The 17,050-nt window shown below is 72.3% G+C and carries 16 protein-coding genes; 10 read left to right on the top strand and 6 right to left on the bottom strand.

Features of this window, described 5'->3' with window-relative positions:
• Window positions 1-63 precede the first annotated feature (63 nt).
• The 4 genes from efeO (at window position 64) to KJK29_RS27420 (ending at window position 4,990) form a co-directional block, all read left to right on the top strand.
• On the top strand, window positions 64-1,212 hold the full coding sequence (gene efeO, locus KJK29_RS27435) for an iron uptake system protein EfeO (RefSeq protein WP_215121847.1): 1,149 nt from the start codon (window positions 64-66) through the stop codon (window positions 1,210-1,212).
• 11 nt (window positions 1,213-1,223) lie between these two features.
• On the top strand, window positions 1,224-2,465 hold the full coding sequence (efeB, locus tag KJK29_RS27430) for an iron uptake transporter deferrochelatase/peroxidase subunit (protein ID WP_215121846.1): 1,242 nt from the start codon (window positions 1,224-1,226) through the stop codon (window positions 2,463-2,465).
• A gap of 5 nt (window positions 2,466-2,470) precedes the next feature.
• Window positions 2,471-3,313, top strand: coding sequence for an iron uptake transporter permease EfeU (gene efeU, locus KJK29_RS27425; protein WP_215121845.1), 843 nt, complete (start codon window positions 2,471-2,473; stop codon window positions 3,311-3,313).
• 684 nt (window positions 3,314-3,997) lie between these two features.
• Window positions 3,998-4,990, top strand: a complete 993-nt coding sequence (locus tag KJK29_RS27420; RefSeq protein ID WP_215121844.1) for a hypothetical protein — start codon at window positions 3,998-4,000, stop codon at window positions 4,988-4,990.
• A 45-nt stretch (window positions 4,991-5,035) separates the two neighbouring features.
• On the opposite strand, the gene KJK29_RS27415 is transcribed toward KJK29_RS27420, so the two are convergent.
• Window positions 5,036-5,764 (bottom strand): bifunctional DNA primase/polymerase, encoded by a 729-nt coding sequence (locus KJK29_RS27415; RefSeq protein WP_215121843.1) that lies wholly within the window; start codon window positions 5,762-5,764, stop codon window positions 5,036-5,038.
• A gap of 192 nt (window positions 5,765-5,956) precedes the next feature.
• Between KJK29_RS27415 and KJK29_RS27410 the strand changes: the two genes are divergently transcribed.
• Window positions 5,957-6,877, top strand: a complete 921-nt coding sequence (locus KJK29_RS27410) for a glycerophosphodiester phosphodiesterase (RefSeq protein ID WP_215121842.1) — start codon at window positions 5,957-5,959, stop codon at window positions 6,875-6,877.
• Here KJK29_RS27410 and KJK29_RS27405 read toward each other — a convergent pair.
• Window positions 6,856-7,485, bottom strand: a complete 630-nt coding sequence (locus KJK29_RS27405) for a TetR/AcrR family transcriptional regulator (protein ID WP_215121841.1) — start codon at window positions 7,483-7,485, stop codon at window positions 6,856-6,858. The genes KJK29_RS27410 and KJK29_RS27405 overlap by 22 nt on opposite strands.
• A gap of 123 nt (window positions 7,486-7,608) precedes the next feature.
• Between KJK29_RS27405 and KJK29_RS27400 the strand changes: the two genes are divergently transcribed.
• Both KJK29_RS27400 and KJK29_RS27395 read left to right on the top strand, forming a co-directional pair.
• Window positions 7,609-7,821 carry a DUF6243 family protein gene (locus tag KJK29_RS27400; protein WP_215121840.1) on the top strand — a complete coding sequence of 71 codons (213 nt, stop codon included), beginning with the start codon at window positions 7,609-7,611 and terminating at the stop codon, window positions 7,819-7,821.
• A 129-nt stretch (window positions 7,822-7,950) separates the two neighbouring features.
• Window positions 7,951-9,315, top strand: coding sequence for a S28 family serine protease (locus KJK29_RS27395; protein ID WP_215121839.1), 1,365 nt, complete (start codon window positions 7,951-7,953; stop codon window positions 9,313-9,315).
• Here KJK29_RS27395 and KJK29_RS27390 read toward each other — a convergent pair whose 3' ends face one another.
• From KJK29_RS27390 to KJK29_RS27380, 3 genes are all read right to left on the bottom strand, one after another.
• A complete protein-coding gene (locus tag KJK29_RS27390) occupies window positions 9,316-10,305 on the bottom strand; it encodes a small ribosomal subunit Rsm22 family protein (protein WP_215121838.1) in 990 nt (329 codons plus the stop codon).
• Between the two features lie 119 nt (window positions 10,306-10,424).
• A complete protein-coding gene (locus KJK29_RS27385) occupies window positions 10,425-11,627 on the bottom strand; it encodes a serine hydrolase domain-containing protein (protein ID WP_251057960.1) in 1,203 nt (400 codons plus the stop codon).
• Window positions 11,552-12,886: a multidrug effflux MFS transporter gene (locus tag KJK29_RS27380; RefSeq protein WP_215121837.1), complete on the bottom strand. Its 1,335-nt coding sequence runs from the start codon at window positions 12,884-12,886 to the stop codon at window positions 11,552-11,554. The genes KJK29_RS27385 and KJK29_RS27380 overlap by 76 nt, the downstream gene beginning before the upstream one ends.
• 85 nt (window positions 12,887-12,971) lie before the next feature.
• Between KJK29_RS27380 and KJK29_RS27375 the strand changes: the two genes are divergently transcribed.
• From KJK29_RS27375 to KJK29_RS27365, 3 genes are all read left to right on the top strand, one after another.
• Window positions 12,972-14,015, top strand: coding sequence for a Gfo/Idh/MocA family protein (locus tag KJK29_RS27375; RefSeq protein ID WP_215121836.1), 1,044 nt, complete (start codon window positions 12,972-12,974; stop codon window positions 14,013-14,015).
• A gap of 142 nt (window positions 14,016-14,157) precedes the next feature.
• Window positions 14,158-14,910 carry a YqjF family protein gene (locus KJK29_RS27370; RefSeq protein ID WP_215121835.1) on the top strand — a complete coding sequence of 251 codons (753 nt, stop codon included), beginning with the start codon at window positions 14,158-14,160 and terminating at the stop codon, window positions 14,908-14,910.
• A 32-nt stretch (window positions 14,911-14,942) separates the two neighbouring features.
• Window positions 14,943-15,752, top strand: a complete 810-nt coding sequence (locus tag KJK29_RS27365) for an SDR family oxidoreductase (RefSeq protein WP_251057959.1) — start codon at window positions 14,943-14,945, stop codon at window positions 15,750-15,752.
• A 252-nt stretch (window positions 15,753-16,004) separates the two neighbouring features.
• On the opposite strand, the gene KJK29_RS27360 is transcribed toward KJK29_RS27365, so the two are convergent.
• The gene (locus KJK29_RS27360) at window positions 16,005-16,991 is read right to left on the bottom strand and encodes an aldo/keto reductase (protein WP_215121834.1); all 987 of its coding nucleotides are present in this window, start codon (window positions 16,989-16,991) and stop codon (window positions 16,005-16,007) included.
• Window positions 16,992-17,050 lie beyond the last annotated feature (59 nt).

Below are 17,050 nucleotides of genomic sequence, written 5' to 3'. Positions count from 1 at the left end.
TAGGGGTGAGCGCCTTAGGTGAGCCTCACCTTCCCTGCCTGCCCTGCCTTCACTGGAGCCCTCATGCGACCCGTCAGACCCGCCACCGTCGCGATCGCCGTCGCGGCGGCCCTGACCGCCGTCACCGGCTGCACCGAGAAAGGCGGCGGGAAGGACGGCGACCGCGTCGTCCACGTCACGGCGACGGACGACAAGTGCGAGGTGTCGAAGAAGGAGTTCCCGGCCGGGCACGTCGAGCTGGCCGTGGAGAACAAGGGGTCCAAGGTCACCGAGGTCTACGTCCTCTTCCCCGACGACCGTGTGGTCACCGAGCGGGAGAACATAGGCCCCGGCACCGAGCAGCGCGTCACCGCCGAGGTGAAGGCCGGCGACTACCAGATCGCCTGCAAGCCCGGCATGAAGGGCAAGGGCATCCGCCAGGCCGTCAAGGTCACCGGCGGCAAGGCCGTCCAGCGCGACCCGCGCCTGGACAAGGCCGTCGCGGCCTACCGCGCCTACGCCCAGACCCAGGCCGACGAGACGCTGCCCAAGGCCGAGGCGTTCGCGCGGGCCGTCAAGGACGGCGACCTCGACGCCGCGAAGAAGGCGTACGCCCCCTCCCGCATCGGCTGGGAGCGCACCGAGCCGGTCGCCGAGTCCTTCGGCGACATCGACCCGAAGGTGGACGTCCGCGAGGACGGCCTGGAGGACGGCCAGGACCCGGCCACCGACTGGACCGGCTGGCACCGCCTGGAGAAGGCCCTCTGGCAGGACAAGAAGATCGGCGACCGCGAGAAGGAACTCGCCGACACGCTCATCACCGACCTGAAGGACTGGCAGAAGCGGGTCGGCAAGGCCGAGATCACCCCCACTTCGATGGCCAACGGCGCCAAGGAACTCCTCGACGAGGTCGCCACCGGCAAGGTCACCGGCGAGGAGGAGCGCTACTCGCACACCGACCTGGTCGACTTCAAGGCCAACGTCGAGGGCGCGCAGCAGTCGTACGAGCTGCTGAAGCCGGTCGCCGAGGAGAACGACGCGGCCCTCGTCACGGAACTGGACCGGCAGTTCGCGGCGCTGAACACCCTGCTCGACAAGTACCGCCCGAACACCGCGTCCTACGACTTCACCTCGTACGACAAGGTCGGCAAGGCGGACCGCAAGGAACTCTCGGACGCGGTGAACGCCCTCGCGGAGCCGCTGTCCAAGCTCGCCGCAGCGGTCGCCAAGTAGCGGGACACACCATGACGGACACCAACCCACCGTCCCCCTCCCGCCGTTCACTGCTCGGCTGGGGCGGCGCGGGCCTGGCGCTCGGCGCCGCCACGGCAGGCGGAGCGGTCGCCCTGGCCCACGGCAACGACGCAGCCCCGGCAGACCCCGGAGCGGCGGTCCCCTTCCACGGCATGCACCAGGCGGGCATCGCCACCCCGGTCCAGGACCGCCTGCACTTCGCCGCGTTCGACGTGACGACCGACGACCGCGCGCAGTTCGTCCAACTGCTCAAGGACTGGACGCAGGCCGCCCGGCGGATGACGGCCGGGCACCCGGTCGGCGAGGGCGCCTACGGCGGGCTGCCCGAGGCGCCCCCGGACGACACGGGCGAGGCCCTGGGCCTCAGACCCTCCCGCCTGACGCTCACGATCGGCTTCGGCCCGACCCTGTTCGAGAGGTTCGGCCTCACGGACCACCGGCCCGAAGCACTGATCGACCTGCCGAAGTTCGCGGGCGACAACCTCGACACGGCCCGCAGCGGCGGCGACCTCTGTGTCCAGGCCTGCGCGGACGATCCGCAAATCGCCGTGCACGCGATCCGCAACCTGGCCCGTATCGGATTCGGCAAGGTGGTCATCCGCTGGTCGCAGCTCGGCTTCGGCAAGACGTCCTCGACGACGCCCGAGGCGCAGACCCCGCGCAACCTGATGGGCTTCAAGGACGGCACGCGCAACATCGCGGGCACGGAGACGGACCGCTTGCGCAAGCACGTCTGGGTGTCCGAGAAGGACGGCGGCCCGTCCTGGATGACCGGCGGCTCCTACCTCGTCGCCCGCCGCATCCGTATGCACATCGAGCCGTGGGACCGCACCTCGCTCCAGGAGCAGGAGGACATCTTCGGCCGCGACAAGGGCGAGGGCGCCCCGGTCGGCAAGGCGAAGGAGCGCGACGAGCCGTTCCTCAAGGCGATGAAGCCCGACGCACACGTCCGGCTCGCGCACCCCGACTCCAACCGGGGGGCGACGATCCTCCGCCGCGGCTACTCCTTCACCGACGGCACGGACCGCCTCGGCCGCCTGGACGCGGGCCTGTTCTTCCTGGCCTACCAGCGGGACGTCCGCGAGGGCTTCATCCCGATCCAGCGCAATCTGGCGACAGACGCGCTCAACGAGTACATCCAGCACGTGAGTTCGGCGCTCTTCGCGATCCCGCCGGGCGTCCGCGACAAGGACGACTGGTGGGGCCGGACGCTGTTCTCCGGGGAGGCGTAGACCCGATGTTCTCCAACTACCTGATCGGCCTGCGCGAGGGTCTTGAGGCGAGCCTCGTCGTCTGCATCCTCATCGCCTATCTGGTCAAGACGGACCGCAGGGACGCCCTGAAGCCGATCTGGACCGGCATCGGGGTCGCGATCGCCCTGTCCCTCGGTTTCGGCTGCGCGCTCGAATTCGGCTCCCAGGAGCTGACGTTCCAGGCCCAGGAGGCGCTCGGGGGCTCCCTCTCCATCGTCGCGGTCGGACTCGTGACGTGGATGGTGTTCTGGATGCGCCGCACCGCACGGCATCTCAAGGCGGAGCTGCACGGCAGGCTGGACGCGGCGCTGGCGATGGGGACGGGGGCGCTGGTCGCGACGGCGTTCCTGGCCGTGGGGCGGGAGGGCCTGGAAACGGCCCTGTTCGTCTGGGCCTCGGTCCACGCGGCGAGCGACGGCACGCCCCGGCCGCTGGTCGGTGTGGGTCTCGGCCTTGCCACGGCAGTGCTGCTGGGCTGGCTGTTCTACCGGGGCGCGCTGCGGATCAACCTGGCGAGGTTCTTCACGTGGACCGGCGGCATGCTCGTGGTCGTCGCCGCGGGTGTACTGGCGTACGGCGTCCACGACCTCCAGGAGGCCGACTTCCTGCCCGGCCTCACGAACAGGGCCTTCGACATCTCCGGCACGATCCCTCCGGACAGCTGGTACGGCACCCTCCTCAAGGGCATCCTCAACTTCCAGCCCGACCCGACGGTCCTCCAGGTGACGGTATGGCTCCTGTACCTGATCCCGACCCTGGCCCTGTTCCTTGCCCCCTCGGGCCTCGTACAACGCCGGGCAATTACAGACCCGACCCGGGACAGCTGAGGCCGGGTGGGTCCGCAGCCCGGCGTGGCGGGGTGCCGCTGCGCCCACCCGTGCCGCCCCTAGCGGCACGCATGCCCGCAGCGGGGGCGGCAGGGCGGGCCCGCGGCCAGGCGGCGAGGGCGGGCCCGCGCGGCGGCCTGCGGCAGCCAGGGCGGGTGCGGCGGCTGGCGGAGCGCCACGACGCGCCCGCACCCGCGTACGGCGAGAAGGGGACGTGTCGGGGGGTGTCCGCCCGCAGCGGTTGGCGCGTCAACGAACAGTCAATTGGTCCCCGACCCCATCGCGCCGTTCCGAGGACGGACACCCCCCGGCGCGGCCCCGACCCACCACCGGCGCCTAGGCGCGGACGCGCCACCCGACGTCGGACGCGAACCCACCACCCGACGTCAGGCACAGACGCACCACCCGCCGTCAGGCGCGAACCCACCACCCGACGTCAGGCACAGACGCACCACCCGCCGTCAGGCGCGAACCCACCACCCGACGTCAGGCACAGACGCACCACCCGCCGTCAGGCGCGAACCCACCACCCGACGTCAGGCACAGACGCACCACCCGCCGTCAGGCGCGAACCCACCACCCGACGTCAGGCACAGACGCAGGGCCAGACCTACCCACCCCGCCCCAACCGCCGGAGGCACCCGGTAGGGTTCGCCTCCGGAAAGGGGAAGGTGAAGGCACCCGATGATCAGGGATCGCGACCCTCGAACACTCCGCACGCTGGGCCGGAGGAGCCTCATATCGGCCTCGGTGACCGCTTTGTCGTTGACGGCGAGCGGATGCGTCGTCGTGCACGGCGAACGGGAGATCCTCCCGTCCACGACCCGCGCCGAAGCCGCCAAGGCCCTCCAGGAGTTCACGGCCGCGTACAACGAGGCCGACAAGGCCTACGACGCCTCCCTGGACGCCGAGCACACCACCGGCGCCCTCGCCGACATCGACACGGCTCGTCTGGAGGCCGGCCGGAAGAACAACCCGGGCGGCAACCCGAACCACTCAGCACTGAAGCTGACGGACGCGAAGTTCACGATCCCGAAGAAGGCCGGCTGGCCCCGCTGGTTCGTCGTCGACGCCGCCGGCAACAAGGGCGGCACCGCCCGCTGGCTGCTGGTGTTCACCCGCAGCAGCCTCGACGACCCCTTCCAGGTCGCGTACCTGACGCTCGTCGCCCCCGACAAGGTCCCGGAGTTCAAGAAGGACGCGGACGGCTGGGCCGAGTCGGTGCCGGTGAACACGCCCGGCCTGGCGGCGCAGCCCGGCGATCTGAGCCAGACGTACACGACGTATCTGAAGAACGGCGGGGCCGTCTTCGCGGACGGCGCGCACACCAGCCAGTGGCGTGCGCTGCGCGAGAAGAACACCAAGAGGCCGGGCCTGGTCACCCAGTACATCGACGAGCCGCTGACGAACGGCGACTACGGGCCGCTGGCGCTGCGCACGACGGACGGTGGCGCGCTGGTGTTCTTCACGACGCGGCACTACGAGAAGCAGACGGCCTACGCGGGCACGGAGTTCCCGACCCCCAACAAGGACGTGCTGGCCCTGACGAAGGGCGAGATCAAGCAGTCGCTCACGCTGGAGTTCGTCTCCAACGAGGTGGCGCTGGATCCGAAGGGCCAGGGCAAGGTGACGATCCTGGGCCGGATCCAGGGCATGACGTCCGCGGAGGGCTCGTAACCAAGGGCCTGAGCCCGACTCAACACTCGCCCCGGCTCGGAGGCCTCAGCGTCGCGAGGGCCACGCCGACCCCGCCGAGTCGGCGTCGACGTACCGCCCGCAGACCTCGGTGAGCACCTCCAGCAGACTCAACGGGTCGGGCAGCTCGTGCTCGGGCCCGCGCACCCACCGCACGGCTTGGCCGTCACCGGGCAGCCGGGCGGGCGGCACGAGGACGTAGGAGCCGCGGCAGTGCCAGCGCAGCCCGGGGTGCTCGTCCGCCGTCTCGGGGTGACAGTCCAGCTCGCACGGCCACCACTCGTCCTCGTCCTCGGGCGTACCCCGGGTGAGGGTGAAGAAGAGCATGCGGCCGTCGTCGCTCTCGGCGACCGGCCCGACCTCGACACCCTCCGCGAGCAGCCGCTCCAACGCGTCGCGACCGGCGTCGAGGGGCACGTCGAGGACGTCGTGCATCATGCCGGTCGCGGTGATGAAGTTGGCTTCGGGCTGATGGCGGGCCCAGCGCTCGATCTGGGCGCGGTCGGTGGTGGACTGCGTCTGCCAGGCGAAGGACACGGGGTGCCGGGCCGGGGTGGGACAGCCGACACGGTCGCAGGAGCAGCGGTAGCCGGCCGGGTGGGCGGCGGGCGCGAGCGGCAGTCCCGCTCCGGCGGCGGCGAGCAGCAGGGCCTCACGGCCGCCGTCACCGGCGGCCTCCTTCGGCGGGCGCCCGGCACGCAGCCACTGGGTGAGTTTGCCCCGAAGGCCGGTCCGGCCGCCGAACTCCGCGCTCATCTATCCCCTCGCCTCGCCGTCGTGCGGAACAGCATGCCCTATGGTCCCATCTTCCCGCGCACCGGGGGGCCAGTGCCCACATCAGGGGCAGGAGCTATGAGACGGGTACCGGTGGGGCGAGCGAGGCATATGCCGCACCAAGATCGGTGTCATTGCCCGCTTTGACCCGATATAGCGCCCTACCGTATCGCCATGGTCACAACGATCGCGCTGACGGGCCTGGCCACCGCGGCTTCCGTGGTCGCGCTGACCCTCACGGCACACGGCACCGCCCCGCTGCCCCTGGAGTGGGGCAACGGCCCGCTGACGGTGGCGGCGCTCCCCCGGATCACCTACGTCGCGCACCGCGGCGGCGCCCACGAGGTCCCCGAGAACAGCATGGCGGGGCTGATGGCCGCCTACCGGCGCGGTACGGCGCAGGTGCTGGACTTCGACACCCGGCTGCTGCGCGACGGCACGCCGGTGGTGTTCCACGACGAGACCCTGAACCGCACCACCTATCTGGGCGGCGCGGTGCGCGGCCTGGACGCCCGGGAGTGGCAGGGCGTACGGCTGCGCCCGAGGGATGTGCTGCCGGGGAGCTGGCGGTCGGAGCGGCCGCCGACGGTCGCGGAGGTCCTGGACCGTTTCGGCGGGCGGATCGTGCTGATGCTGGAGGCGAAGGATCCGCGGAGTCTGGACCGGCTGGCCGCTCTGATCCGGGCCCGCGGCCTGACCCGCTCGGTCTTCGTGAACTCCAACGACCCCCGGGTGGCCCGGCGCGCCCACCGCCTCGGCCTGCTCACCCAGCTGTGGCGCTCGGCGCGCCAGATGCGCACGGACCGGCCGGAGCGCTGGCGGTCGTACGTCGATCTGCTGGACGTGGACCACCGGGCGCGCGACGCGGATCTGGTGCGGGCGGTGAACTCGGGGATCGCGCGGGTGTGGGCGCACACGGTGATGACGGACACCCAGCGGGACCGGGTGCTGGAGCTGGGGTGCACCGGGGTGATCACGGACGCGCCGGGGCGGCTGGCTCGGATCGCCGAGCGGGAGTCCTGGCAGGCCCGGGAGGCCCGGGAGGTCGCCCAGCGGGACGCCCGCAGGGCCTTTCAGCGGGGCGCGAGGCCCTGAAGGGCGTAGTCGACGAGGGTGTCGGTGTACTCGTAGGAGATCGGGCCGGTGTACTGCAGCCAGCGCTGGGCGAGGGGGGAGACCCAGAGTTCGAGGGCGATGCGCGGGTCGACGTCCGGGCGGACCTGGCCGGCCTCCTGCGCGGCGCGCACCCGGTCGGCGTACAGCCGGAGCGAGGGTTCGAGCAGATTGGCCACCATGACGCGGCCCAGCTGCTCGTCGACGACGCCCTCGGCGGCCAGGGCACGGGAGGGACCCTCGAAGCGGGGGTCCCGGAGCTGGTCGACGGTGAGACGCAGGACGGCCTTGAGGTCGGCGGCGAGGTCGCCGGTGTCGGGGATGGCGAAGTCGTACTCCCCGCCCGCGTCCCGGGACGCCTGTTCGCTCAGGTCGAGGAAGGCCTCCAGCAGGACGTCGGCCTTGGAGGACCACCAGCGGTAGATCGTCTGCTTGCCGACACCGGCCCGGGCGGCGATGCCCTCGATGGTGGTCTTGGGGTAGCCGACCTCCGCGACCAGGGTGAGGGCGGCGTCGTAGATGGCGCGGCGGGACTTCTCGCTGCGCCGGGTGGAGTCGGGGGCGGGCTGCGCGGGCTTCTTCGGGCTCATGGCTCGAATTTATCAGGTTGACAAGACGGTGCGTCTCGCCTGACAGTGGTGAAGGCAAGGAACGAGACGAAACGTCTCGTCGCATCACCATCGTACTCACGTACTCAGGAGAGGAGCCCCGACATGACCCGAGGCGGAGCCGGAAACATGCTGGGCGTCGGCGGATCACGCAAGAACCTCGGCCGCAGCGCGCTGCGCGGCGACGGCCGGGGCGGCCGGATCGGCGGCGGTCTCGATCCGCAGGCCCAGAAGCGCGAGCTGCTGCGCAAGCTCCAGGAGAAGCGGCAGCAACAGCAGGCAGGACAGGAGGGCGGTACGACCGGCCGGTCGTCGTGAGCCTCCCCCGTCCGGGGGAGGGCGTCCCCTCGCGCGCGGGATCCTCCCGGGACGTCCGGCGGATGTACTGAAGCGGTCGCGACACCGCGACCGCACACCGCGACCGACGGACACCCGGGAGGAAACACGATGGGCGTGTGGACGAGACGACGGCTGCTCACCTCGGCGGCCTCGGCGGCCTCCGCCGTCTCCGCTGCGGGCCTCGCCGTCACGGCGGCCGGACCGGCGAGGGCGGCGGACGGAGGGCCCCGGCCGGCGGACGCCGACATCGCGGACACCCTGCGGGCGCTGCCCGGACTGCGGCTGATCGAGGAGCGGCGGGACGCCGGAGCGGGGTACCGGCACTTCGTCCTCGGCCTGCGCCAGCCGGTCGACCACACCGACCCCTCGGCCGGCACCTTCGAGCAGCGCCTCACCCTGCTCCACACCGCCGCCGACCGGCCCACGGTGCTGTTCAGCACCGGCTATCACGCGGTCCTCACCCCGCGGCTCACCGAACCGGCGACGCTGCTGGGTGCCAACCAACTCCAGGTGGAACACCGCTACTTCGGCGTCTCACGCCCGGCGGACCCCGGCTACGCCCACCTCACCATCCGCCAGGCCGCCGACGACCACCACCGCGTCGTCCGCCTGTTCCGCCGGGTCTACCCCGGCGCGTGGCTGTCCACCGGCAGCAGCAAGGGCGGCATGACGAGCCTCTACCACCGGCGCTTCCACCCCGGTGACGTGGACGGCACGGTGGTCTACTCGGCCCCGAACAACGTCGACGACCGCGAGGACTCCGCCTGCCTGCGCTTCCTGGAGACGGTCGGCACCGCCCCCGCCCGTGAGGCCGTCAAGGCCGCCCAGCGCCGGATGCTGCTGCACCGGGCCGAGCTGGTCGCCCGCTACGAGGCCTGGGCGTCCGCCTCCGGCGACACCTTCCGCATCGTCGGCAGCGCGGACAAGGCCTTCGAAATCGCCGTGCTACGGGTGCTGTTCATGTTCTGGCAGCGCGCGACACCGGCCGACACCGCCGCGATCCCCGGCCCGGAGGCGACGACGGACGAGCTGTACACCTGGCTGGACAACTGGGCCGGGCTGTCCCTGTACGCCGACACGGCGGCCGGGCGGTACATCCCGTACTGGTACCAGATCGGCACGCAGCTCGGGTACGGCGATGTCCCCACCGGCCACCTCGCGGACCTGCTGCGCCATCCGGACGGCATCGCGGCGCGCAACTTCGTGCCCCGGGACATCCCCATGGTCTTCGACACGCGCGCCATGCCGGACATCGACCGCTGGGTCCGCCGCCGCGGCAGCCGGCTGCTGTTCGTCAACGGCGCCCAGGACCCGGCCGTGGCCGAGCACTTCCGGCCCGGGGGTCCCGACTCCCGGACGCTGTGGGTGCCGGGCGGCAATCACAGCGTCGACATCGCGAACCTGTCCCCCACCGACCGGGCGTCGGCGGAGGAGACGTTGCTGCGCTGGGTCGGTTCGGCAGGAGGCCGGTGATCAGGGGGCGGGCGGCCAGGCGTCTCCCCAGTCGGCGTCGCGTGCGGCCTTGTACAGGTCGCCGTGGCGCTTGGTGACGGTGGTGCGGTTCAGGGCCGGGTCGGTCTCGCAGAGGTCGAGGAGGACCTGGCCCTTGCGGATCTGGGGCTTGCGTACGACGCGTGCGGGGGCCGGTTCGACGGGGAAGCGGGCGGCGGCGACGTAGCTGAACTTCTCGTCCTCGTACGGCAGGGAGCCGCCCTTGACCTGGCGGTGCAGGGAGGAGCGGCTGACCCGGGCCGAGAAGTGGCACCAGTCCGTGCCGGGGGCGATGGGGCAGGCCTCGCTGTGCGGGCAGGGGGCGGCGATGTGGAAGCCGGCGGCGATCAGCCGTTCCCGCGCCTCGATGACGCGGGCGTAGCCGTCGGGGGTGCCGGGTTCGACGATCACGACGGCCTGTGCGGCGGCCGCGGCGGCGTCGACGAGGGCGGTGCGGTCGGGGGCGGTCAGCTCGTTGAGGACGTAGGAGACGGTGACGAGATCCGTGCTCTCGAGGCTGAGCGCCGCCCCGATCCGGGCGCGCTGCCACCGCACGTCCCGCAGGGCCGGGTCGGCCGCGGCGATCTCCCGGCCGAGGGCCAGCGCGGGCTCGGCCCAGTCGAGCACGGTGACGGGCCGCTCCCCGTCCCAGGTCGCGGCCACGGCCCAGGCCGCGGCCCCCGTACCGCCGCCGACGTCCAGATGCCCGCCGGGCACCCACTCGGGCACGGCATCCGCGAACGCCTCCAGCGCCGACCGCACGGCCTCGAAGGTCGCCGGCATCCGGTAAGCGGCATAGGCGGCCACATCGGCCCGGTCCCGGAGGATCGGAGCGTCGGTGGGAGTCGCCCCCCGATAGCTGGCGATCAACCGCTCCACCGCCCGCGAGGCCTGCCGAGGCGGCAGCCCGTCGAGCAGACCGGCAAGAGCGGCACGGAGGGTTTCGGCGGCCGGGGGTGCGGGGGCGTTCACCCGGCGATTCTACGAGGGCCGAGGGGGAGGGAGAGAGCGGTGCTCACGGGGCTCGTGCGACAGGGCGTGCTCACGCGGCAGGGCCGGCCGAGGCGCGCTCCCCTGGGAGAGCCGTGCTCTCAGATGCCCCGTACCGCTCGTGCCACCCGTGCCGCCGCCGCTGCCCTCGGTGCGTTGTCCGGGCGGCGGCGGACCGGGTGGACCGTGTTCGTGAGGAGGATCAGGAACGTGTCCGTCGCCGGGTCGAGGACGAGGGACGTGCCGGTGAAGCCGGTGTGGCCGGCCGCTCCTCGGCCGGCGAGGTCGCCCATGAACCAGGGCTGGTCGAGGGAGAAGCCGAGGCCGGGTGGGGTGAAGAGGAGGTCGACGAAGTCGGGGCCGAGGATGCGGGCGGGGCCGTGGGAGCCGCCGGCGAGGAGGGTGCGGCAGAACACCGCGAGGTCCCGGCCCGTGGAGAACAGGCCAGCGTGGCCGGCCACACCGCCCAGCGCCCAGGCGTTCTCGTCGTGGACCTCGCCCCGCAGCATGCCCCGGTCCGCCTTGGCCCACGGCCGCCGCTGGTCCTCCGTGGCCGCCGCCCCGGGGCACGGCCCGAACTCCGTCGCCGTCATGCCCAGCGGCCGGGTGATGCCGTCGCGGACGAGGACGTCGAGCGTGCGGCCGGTGACCCGCTCCAGGACGTACTGGAGGAGCAGCATGTTCAGGTCGGAGTAGCAGTACGTGCCGGGCACCCCGACCGGCGGTTCCGCCTGGAGCATCGCCAGCCGGTGCGCGGCATCCGCGCAGTCGTACAGCGGGAGTTCGGGCCGCAGCCCGGAGGTGTGGGTGAGGAGCTGTCGTACGGTGACGCCGTGCCGGGCTGCCGCCGTGAAGTCGGGCAGATACGCGCCCACCCTCGCGTCGATGCCCAGCGTGCCGCGCTCGATCTGCTGCACGGCGGCCACGGACGTGAACAGTTTCGTGAGGGACGCCAGGTCGAAGGGTGTGCCGACGGTCATCGGGACCCGGTCCTCGGCGGGCAGCTCCACACCGGCGTCGGCGTCCTCGTCGTAGGCCGAGTAGCGCACGGCCCAGCCCGCCGCCTCCTCCACCGCGATCACGGGGCCGCGTCCGACGACCAGGACGGCGCCCGGTGCCCAGGGGCGCTGCCCGGTGGTGAGGACGTGCACCTCCCGGATGAGGTGGCGCAGTTCCACGGGGTCGAGTCCGGCCCGTTCCGGCGTGCCGTCGCGCAGTCTCGGTGCGCTCAGCTGTCCGCTCCCTCCGCGCTCGCGGTGCTGTTCTCCGTCTCCGAGGCCTTCGGGGTCTTCGGAGCCTTCCAAGGTCGGCACATTCCCACGAAGCAGGCCACCGCCACCAGTGCGGCGGCCAGTTGGACGACAGCCATCGGGACGGCGGTGTCCTCGCCGGCGACGCCGACGAGCGGGGAGGCGATCGCGCCGATGAGGAACGACGACGTGCCGAGCAGGGCGGACGCGGAGCCCGCGTTGTGCTTGGTGCGCATCAGGGCGAGGGCCTGGGTGTTGGGCAGGGTGATGCCCATCGCGGACATCAGTACGAAGAGCGCGACGGCGACGGGCGTGAGGCCGACCTCGCCGAAGACGCCCGTGGACATCAGCAGCAGCGCGGTCGCGGCGGTGATGACGATCGTCAGGCCGATGCCCAGCACCCGGTCCAGGCTGACCCGGCCGACCAGGACCTTGCCGTTGATCTGGCCGACGAGGACCAGCCCGACCGAGTTGACGCCGAACAGCAGGCTGAACGTCTGCGGGGAGGCGCCGTAGATCTCCTGGATGACGAAGGGGGACGCCGAGATGTAGGCGAAGAGGGAGGCGAAGGCGAAGCCGCCGGTGAGGGTGTAGCCGGCGAAGGAGCGGTCGGCGAGCAGGCCGCGCATCGCGCGCAGGGCCTCGCCGACGCCGCCGCTGTGGCGCTCGGCGGGCGGCAGGGTCTCGGGCAGCTTCGTCCAGACCAGGACGCCGATCGCGATGCCGATGCCGGTGAGGACGACGAACACGCCCCGCCAGTCCGTGACGCGCAGCACCTGTCCGCCGATCAGCGGCGCCACGATCGGGGCGACCCCGGAGATCAGCATGAGGGTGGAGAAGAAGCGGGCCATGGCCATGCCGTCGTAGAGGTCGCGGACGACGGCCCGGGCGATGACGATCGCGGCGGCGCCCGCGAGGCCCTGCGCCAGCCGGAAGGCGACCAGGGACTCGACGGTGGGGGCGAGGGCGCACAGGACGGTGGCGACGACGAAGACGGCGAGCCCGGCGAGCAGCGGCCGGCGGCGCCCCCAGCGGTCGCTCATCGGCCCGACGACGAGCTGGCCGAGGGCCATGCCGGCGAGGCAGGCGGTGAGGGTGAGCTGGACGGTCGCGGCGGGCGCGTGCAGGGAGCGGGTGACCTCCGGCAGTGACGGGAGATACATGTCCATCGCCAGCGGCGGTACGGCCGTCAGGCTGCCGAGGAGGAACGTGACGAGGAGCCCGGTGCGGCGCTGCGCTGTGAGGTCGGGGCGCTCCGTGCCTGCTGCGGCCCCCTGTGCGGTGTTCGATATGGACGCCCCACCCTCGGGCATGAGTCCCTCCCTGTTCGATTCGATCGCCCCCTATGCTCTCAGCTCGTACGGACTGCTCGGGGTCACAAGGCGAAGGCGGCGCGGTATGACGGCGGACACGGTGCGGTGGGGCGTCCTGGCGACCGGTGGGATCGCCGCCGCGTTCACGGCGGATCTGTTCGACCTGCCGGACGCGGAGGTCGTGGCGGTGGCGTCACGGTCCGAGGAGTCGGCGAAGGCGTTCGCGGAGCGGTTCGGGATACCCCGGGCGTACGGCGACTGGAACCGGCTCGCGCGGGACGAGGACATCGATGTCGTCTACGTCGCCACACCGCACACGGCGCACCGGACCGCCGCCGGTCTGTGTCTGGCGGCCGGGCGGAACGTGCTGTGCGAGAAGCCGTTCACGCTGAACGTGCGCGAGGCGGCGGAACTCGTCGCGCTGGCGCGGGAGCACGGGCGCTTCCTGATGGAGGCGATGTGGATGTACTGCAATCCGCTGGTGCGGCGGCTGAAGTCCCTGGTGGACGATGGTGCGATCGGTGAAGTGCGCAGTGTGCAGGCCGATTTCGGGCTGGCCGGGCCTTTCCCGCCCTCGCACCGGCTGCGGAACCCGGAGCTGGGCGGGGGCGCGCTGCTCGATCTGGGTGTGTATCCGGTGTCGTTCGCGCAGCTGCTGCTCGGGGAGCCGTCGGACATCACGGCGCGAGCGACGCTCTCGGACGAGGGCGTGGACCTCCAGACCGCGGCCCTGCTCTCCTGGGAGAGCGGCGCCCTCGGCTCGGTGCACTGTTCCATCGTCGGCGGTACGGCGACCTCCGCCTCGGTCACGGGCTCGCGGGGCCGGATCGACGTCCCGGGCGGGTTCTTCTTCCCGGACCGTTTCGTGCTGCACCGGGACGGCCGTGACGCCGAGGAGTTCACGGCCGATCCGGCGGACGGGCCGCGCAACAGCCTGCGCCACGAGGCCGCCGAGGTGATGCGCGCCCTGCGCGCCGGTGAGACCGAGTCGCCGCTCGTCCCGCTCGACGGCACGCTCGCCGTGATGCGGACGCTCGACGCGATCCGGGACCGCGTCGGCGTCCGCTACCCGGGCGAGACGGGCGAGTACCCCGATGAGACGGGCGAGCCGCGCCTCACGCCGGCTTGAGCCCCTGCTCCCCCACCTCCGTCACGAAGGACGCGGCGGCCGAGTTCACAGTCGCCGTCCGTCCCGCCGCGTGACGCGACCCTCACCGCCGCGCGGGCCGAATGGCGCGGCCCACCACCGGAGCCTCTGCCACGCTGGCATCGTGCAGAAGCCCACCTCCGTCACCCCTGACCCGTCCGCCGCCATACCCGTCCCGCTCCTCACGCAGCAGTGGCTCGACCTCTCCTTCATCCACTGGGCCGTCGACCCGGACGCCGTGGCGGGTCACCTTCCGCACGGCACCGTTCCCGACACGCACGACGGGGTCACCTACGTCGGACTCGTCGCCTTCCGGATGCACCGGGTCGGGTGGCTCCGGCTGCCGGGGGTCCCGTATCTCGGGACGTTTCCGGAGACCAACGTCCGCCTGTACTCGGTGGACGCCGACGGGCGGCGCGGAGTCGTCTTCCGGTCGATGGACGCCTCCCGGCTGATACCGGTACTGATGGGCCGCGCCGGCTTCCGACTGCCGTACCTGTGGTCCCGGATGACCGTCCGTACCGCCGGAGACACCGTCACCTACACCAGTTCCCGCCGCTGGCCCGGCCCGCGCGACGCGTACAGCCGCATCACCGTACGCACCGGTGAACGTATCGAGGAGCCCACCGAGCTGGAGCATTTCCTCACCGCCCGCTGGGGCATGCACAACGCGTTCCTCGGCGGAACGGGGTACCTGCCCAATCACCACCCGCGCTGGCCCCTGTACCGCGCCGAGTTGGTCCGTTGCGACGAGAACCTGATCACGACGTCCGGCCTCCCGGCGCCGAGCGGCGCCCCGGTCAGCGTCTTGTACTCCCCGGGCGTCCCGGTCCGCCTCGGCCGCCCGGCACGCCCGGCGGGCATCCCCACTCCCTGAGGGGAACCGAAGAAGCACTTGAAGGAGCACTGGTGGAAACGGACAGGCAGCACGTCGAGCGGGCGGAGGCGCGGTCGAGGATCGCGGTGGTGACCGGGGCGGGTTCCGGCATCGGCCGGGCGGTGGCCGTGGAACTGCTGCGCGCGGGCTGGCCGGTGGCGCTGGCGGGCCGGCGCGTGGAGACCCTGGAGGAGACGGCGGCCCTGGCGCCCGAGGGGACGGCGGCAACGGCTCCGGGTGGCGCGGCTCTCACCGTACGGACGGACGTCTCACGCCCCGAGGACGTGGCCGCCCTCTTCGAGGCCGCCGTCGGGCGCTTCGGGCGGGTCGACCTGCTGTTCAACAACGCGGGCACGTTCGGGCCCGGCGGTGTGCCGGTCGAGGAACTGCCCTACGACGCGTGGCGGCATGTGGTGGACACCAACCTCAACGGGGCGTTCCTGTGCGCGCAGGAGGCGTACCGGCGGATGAAGGAGCAGGACCCGCGGGGCGGGCGGATCATCAACAACGGCTCGATCTCGGCGCACACGCCCCGGCCGCACTCGGTGGCCTACACGGCGACCAAGCACGCGCTGACCGGCCTGACCAAGGCGCTGTCGCTGGACGGGCGGCCGTACGGGATCGCGGTGGGGCAGATCGACATCGGCAACGCGGCGACCGACATGACGTCCCGTATGCAGACGGGAGCGCTGCAGGCGAACGGGGAGGTGGCCCCGGAGCCGGTGATGGACGTCGCCGATGTGGCCCGCACCGTGCGGCACATGGCGGAGCTGCCGCTGGAGGCGAACGTGCAGTTCGCGACCGTCCTCGCCACGGCGATGCCGTACATCGGGCGCGGCTGAACGCCGCCCGCGCGGTCGTCAACGCGTCAACCTGCACAACCGGAATTTCAACGTCCGCCCTATTGCGGCCGGTCCGGCGCATATGCTCAACTCTCCTACACCAAAGCTTCACACTTGGAGCAGAGAGCTTCCGTCAGCCACATCCAGGGGGGAGGCGGCAGTCGTTCCACGGCACCGGGTGGGGGTGGACCCCGCGTGGGACCGCGGGGTACGCACCGGTACGTGGAACGACTGCCGCACAGCTCGACGGGGCTACCGCCCGAGCAACCGGTCGATCTCGGCCAGTTGCCCGCCGGTCAGTGCTCCCTTCGCCATCGCCCCCGCGTTCTCCTCCGCCTGCGCGACCGAGCGGAAGCCGGGGATGGGGACGGTGGCGGGGCTGCGGGCCCACAGCCAGGCCAGGGCGCCCTGGGCGAGGGTCCGGCCCTCGCTGGTGAGCAGGGAGCGGAGGGCCTCGACGCGGGCGAGCCACTCGGGGTCGGCGCCGGATCCGTCACCGAACCCCTGGAGCCAGGCCGGCGGCCTGCTGCGGATGTCCCCGCTCTCCGGCGGCTGATGGGCCCGGCGCTTCCCGGCGAGCAGCCCCATGGCGAGCGGGCTGCGGTTGATGCTCGCCAGCCCCGCCTCCTCGCACAGCCGGAGCATCTCGGGCGCGTCCTGAAGGACGTTGAGGGCGTGCTGGACGGCGGCGCAGTGCGGGCCCTCGGCGAACACGGCGGCACGGGCCGGGTCGTCGGTGCTCCAGGCGTAGGCGCGGATCAGCCCTTCGCGCACCAGGTCCTCGCAGGTGTCGCGGAGCAGCGCGGCCTGCTCGGGTTCGGCGTCCCCGATGTGGAACTGGTACAGGTCCACATGGTCCGTGTCGAGGCGGCGCAGGGACGCGGTCAGCGCACGGCGCAGATGGGCCGGGGAGGCGTCGCTGCCGTCGGCGGTCCGCGTCCGCTCGTCGAAGAGATAGCCCCACTTGGTGGCGACGACGACATCGGCCCTGCGCTTGCCGAGGGCCCGGCCCAGCACGCGCTCGCTGTGCCCGGTGCCGTAGTTGTCGGACGTGTCGAAGAAGGTGACACCCAGGTCGAGGGCGCGCCGCACCGCCCGTACGGACTCCTCGTCGTCGACCTTGCCCCAGCCGAACGGCTGCCCCTCGGGCCCCTGCCACTCCCCGCCGATCGCCCAGCAGCCGAAGCCCAGGGCGCTCACCTCGATGCCGCTGCGTCCCAGTGTGCGTGTGGTGTCCATGGCCGGGGACGCTACGAGTTGGAGCGCAGGCGAGGACAAGGCCCCGGGTAGGAGGTTTT

It is taken from the genome of Streptomyces koelreuteriae (assembly GCF_018604545.1).
Lineage (GTDB): Bacteria > Actinomycetota > Actinomycetes > Streptomycetales > Streptomycetaceae > Streptomyces > Streptomyces koelreuteriae.
This window is presented reverse-complemented; position numbering and strand designations above follow the sequence as displayed.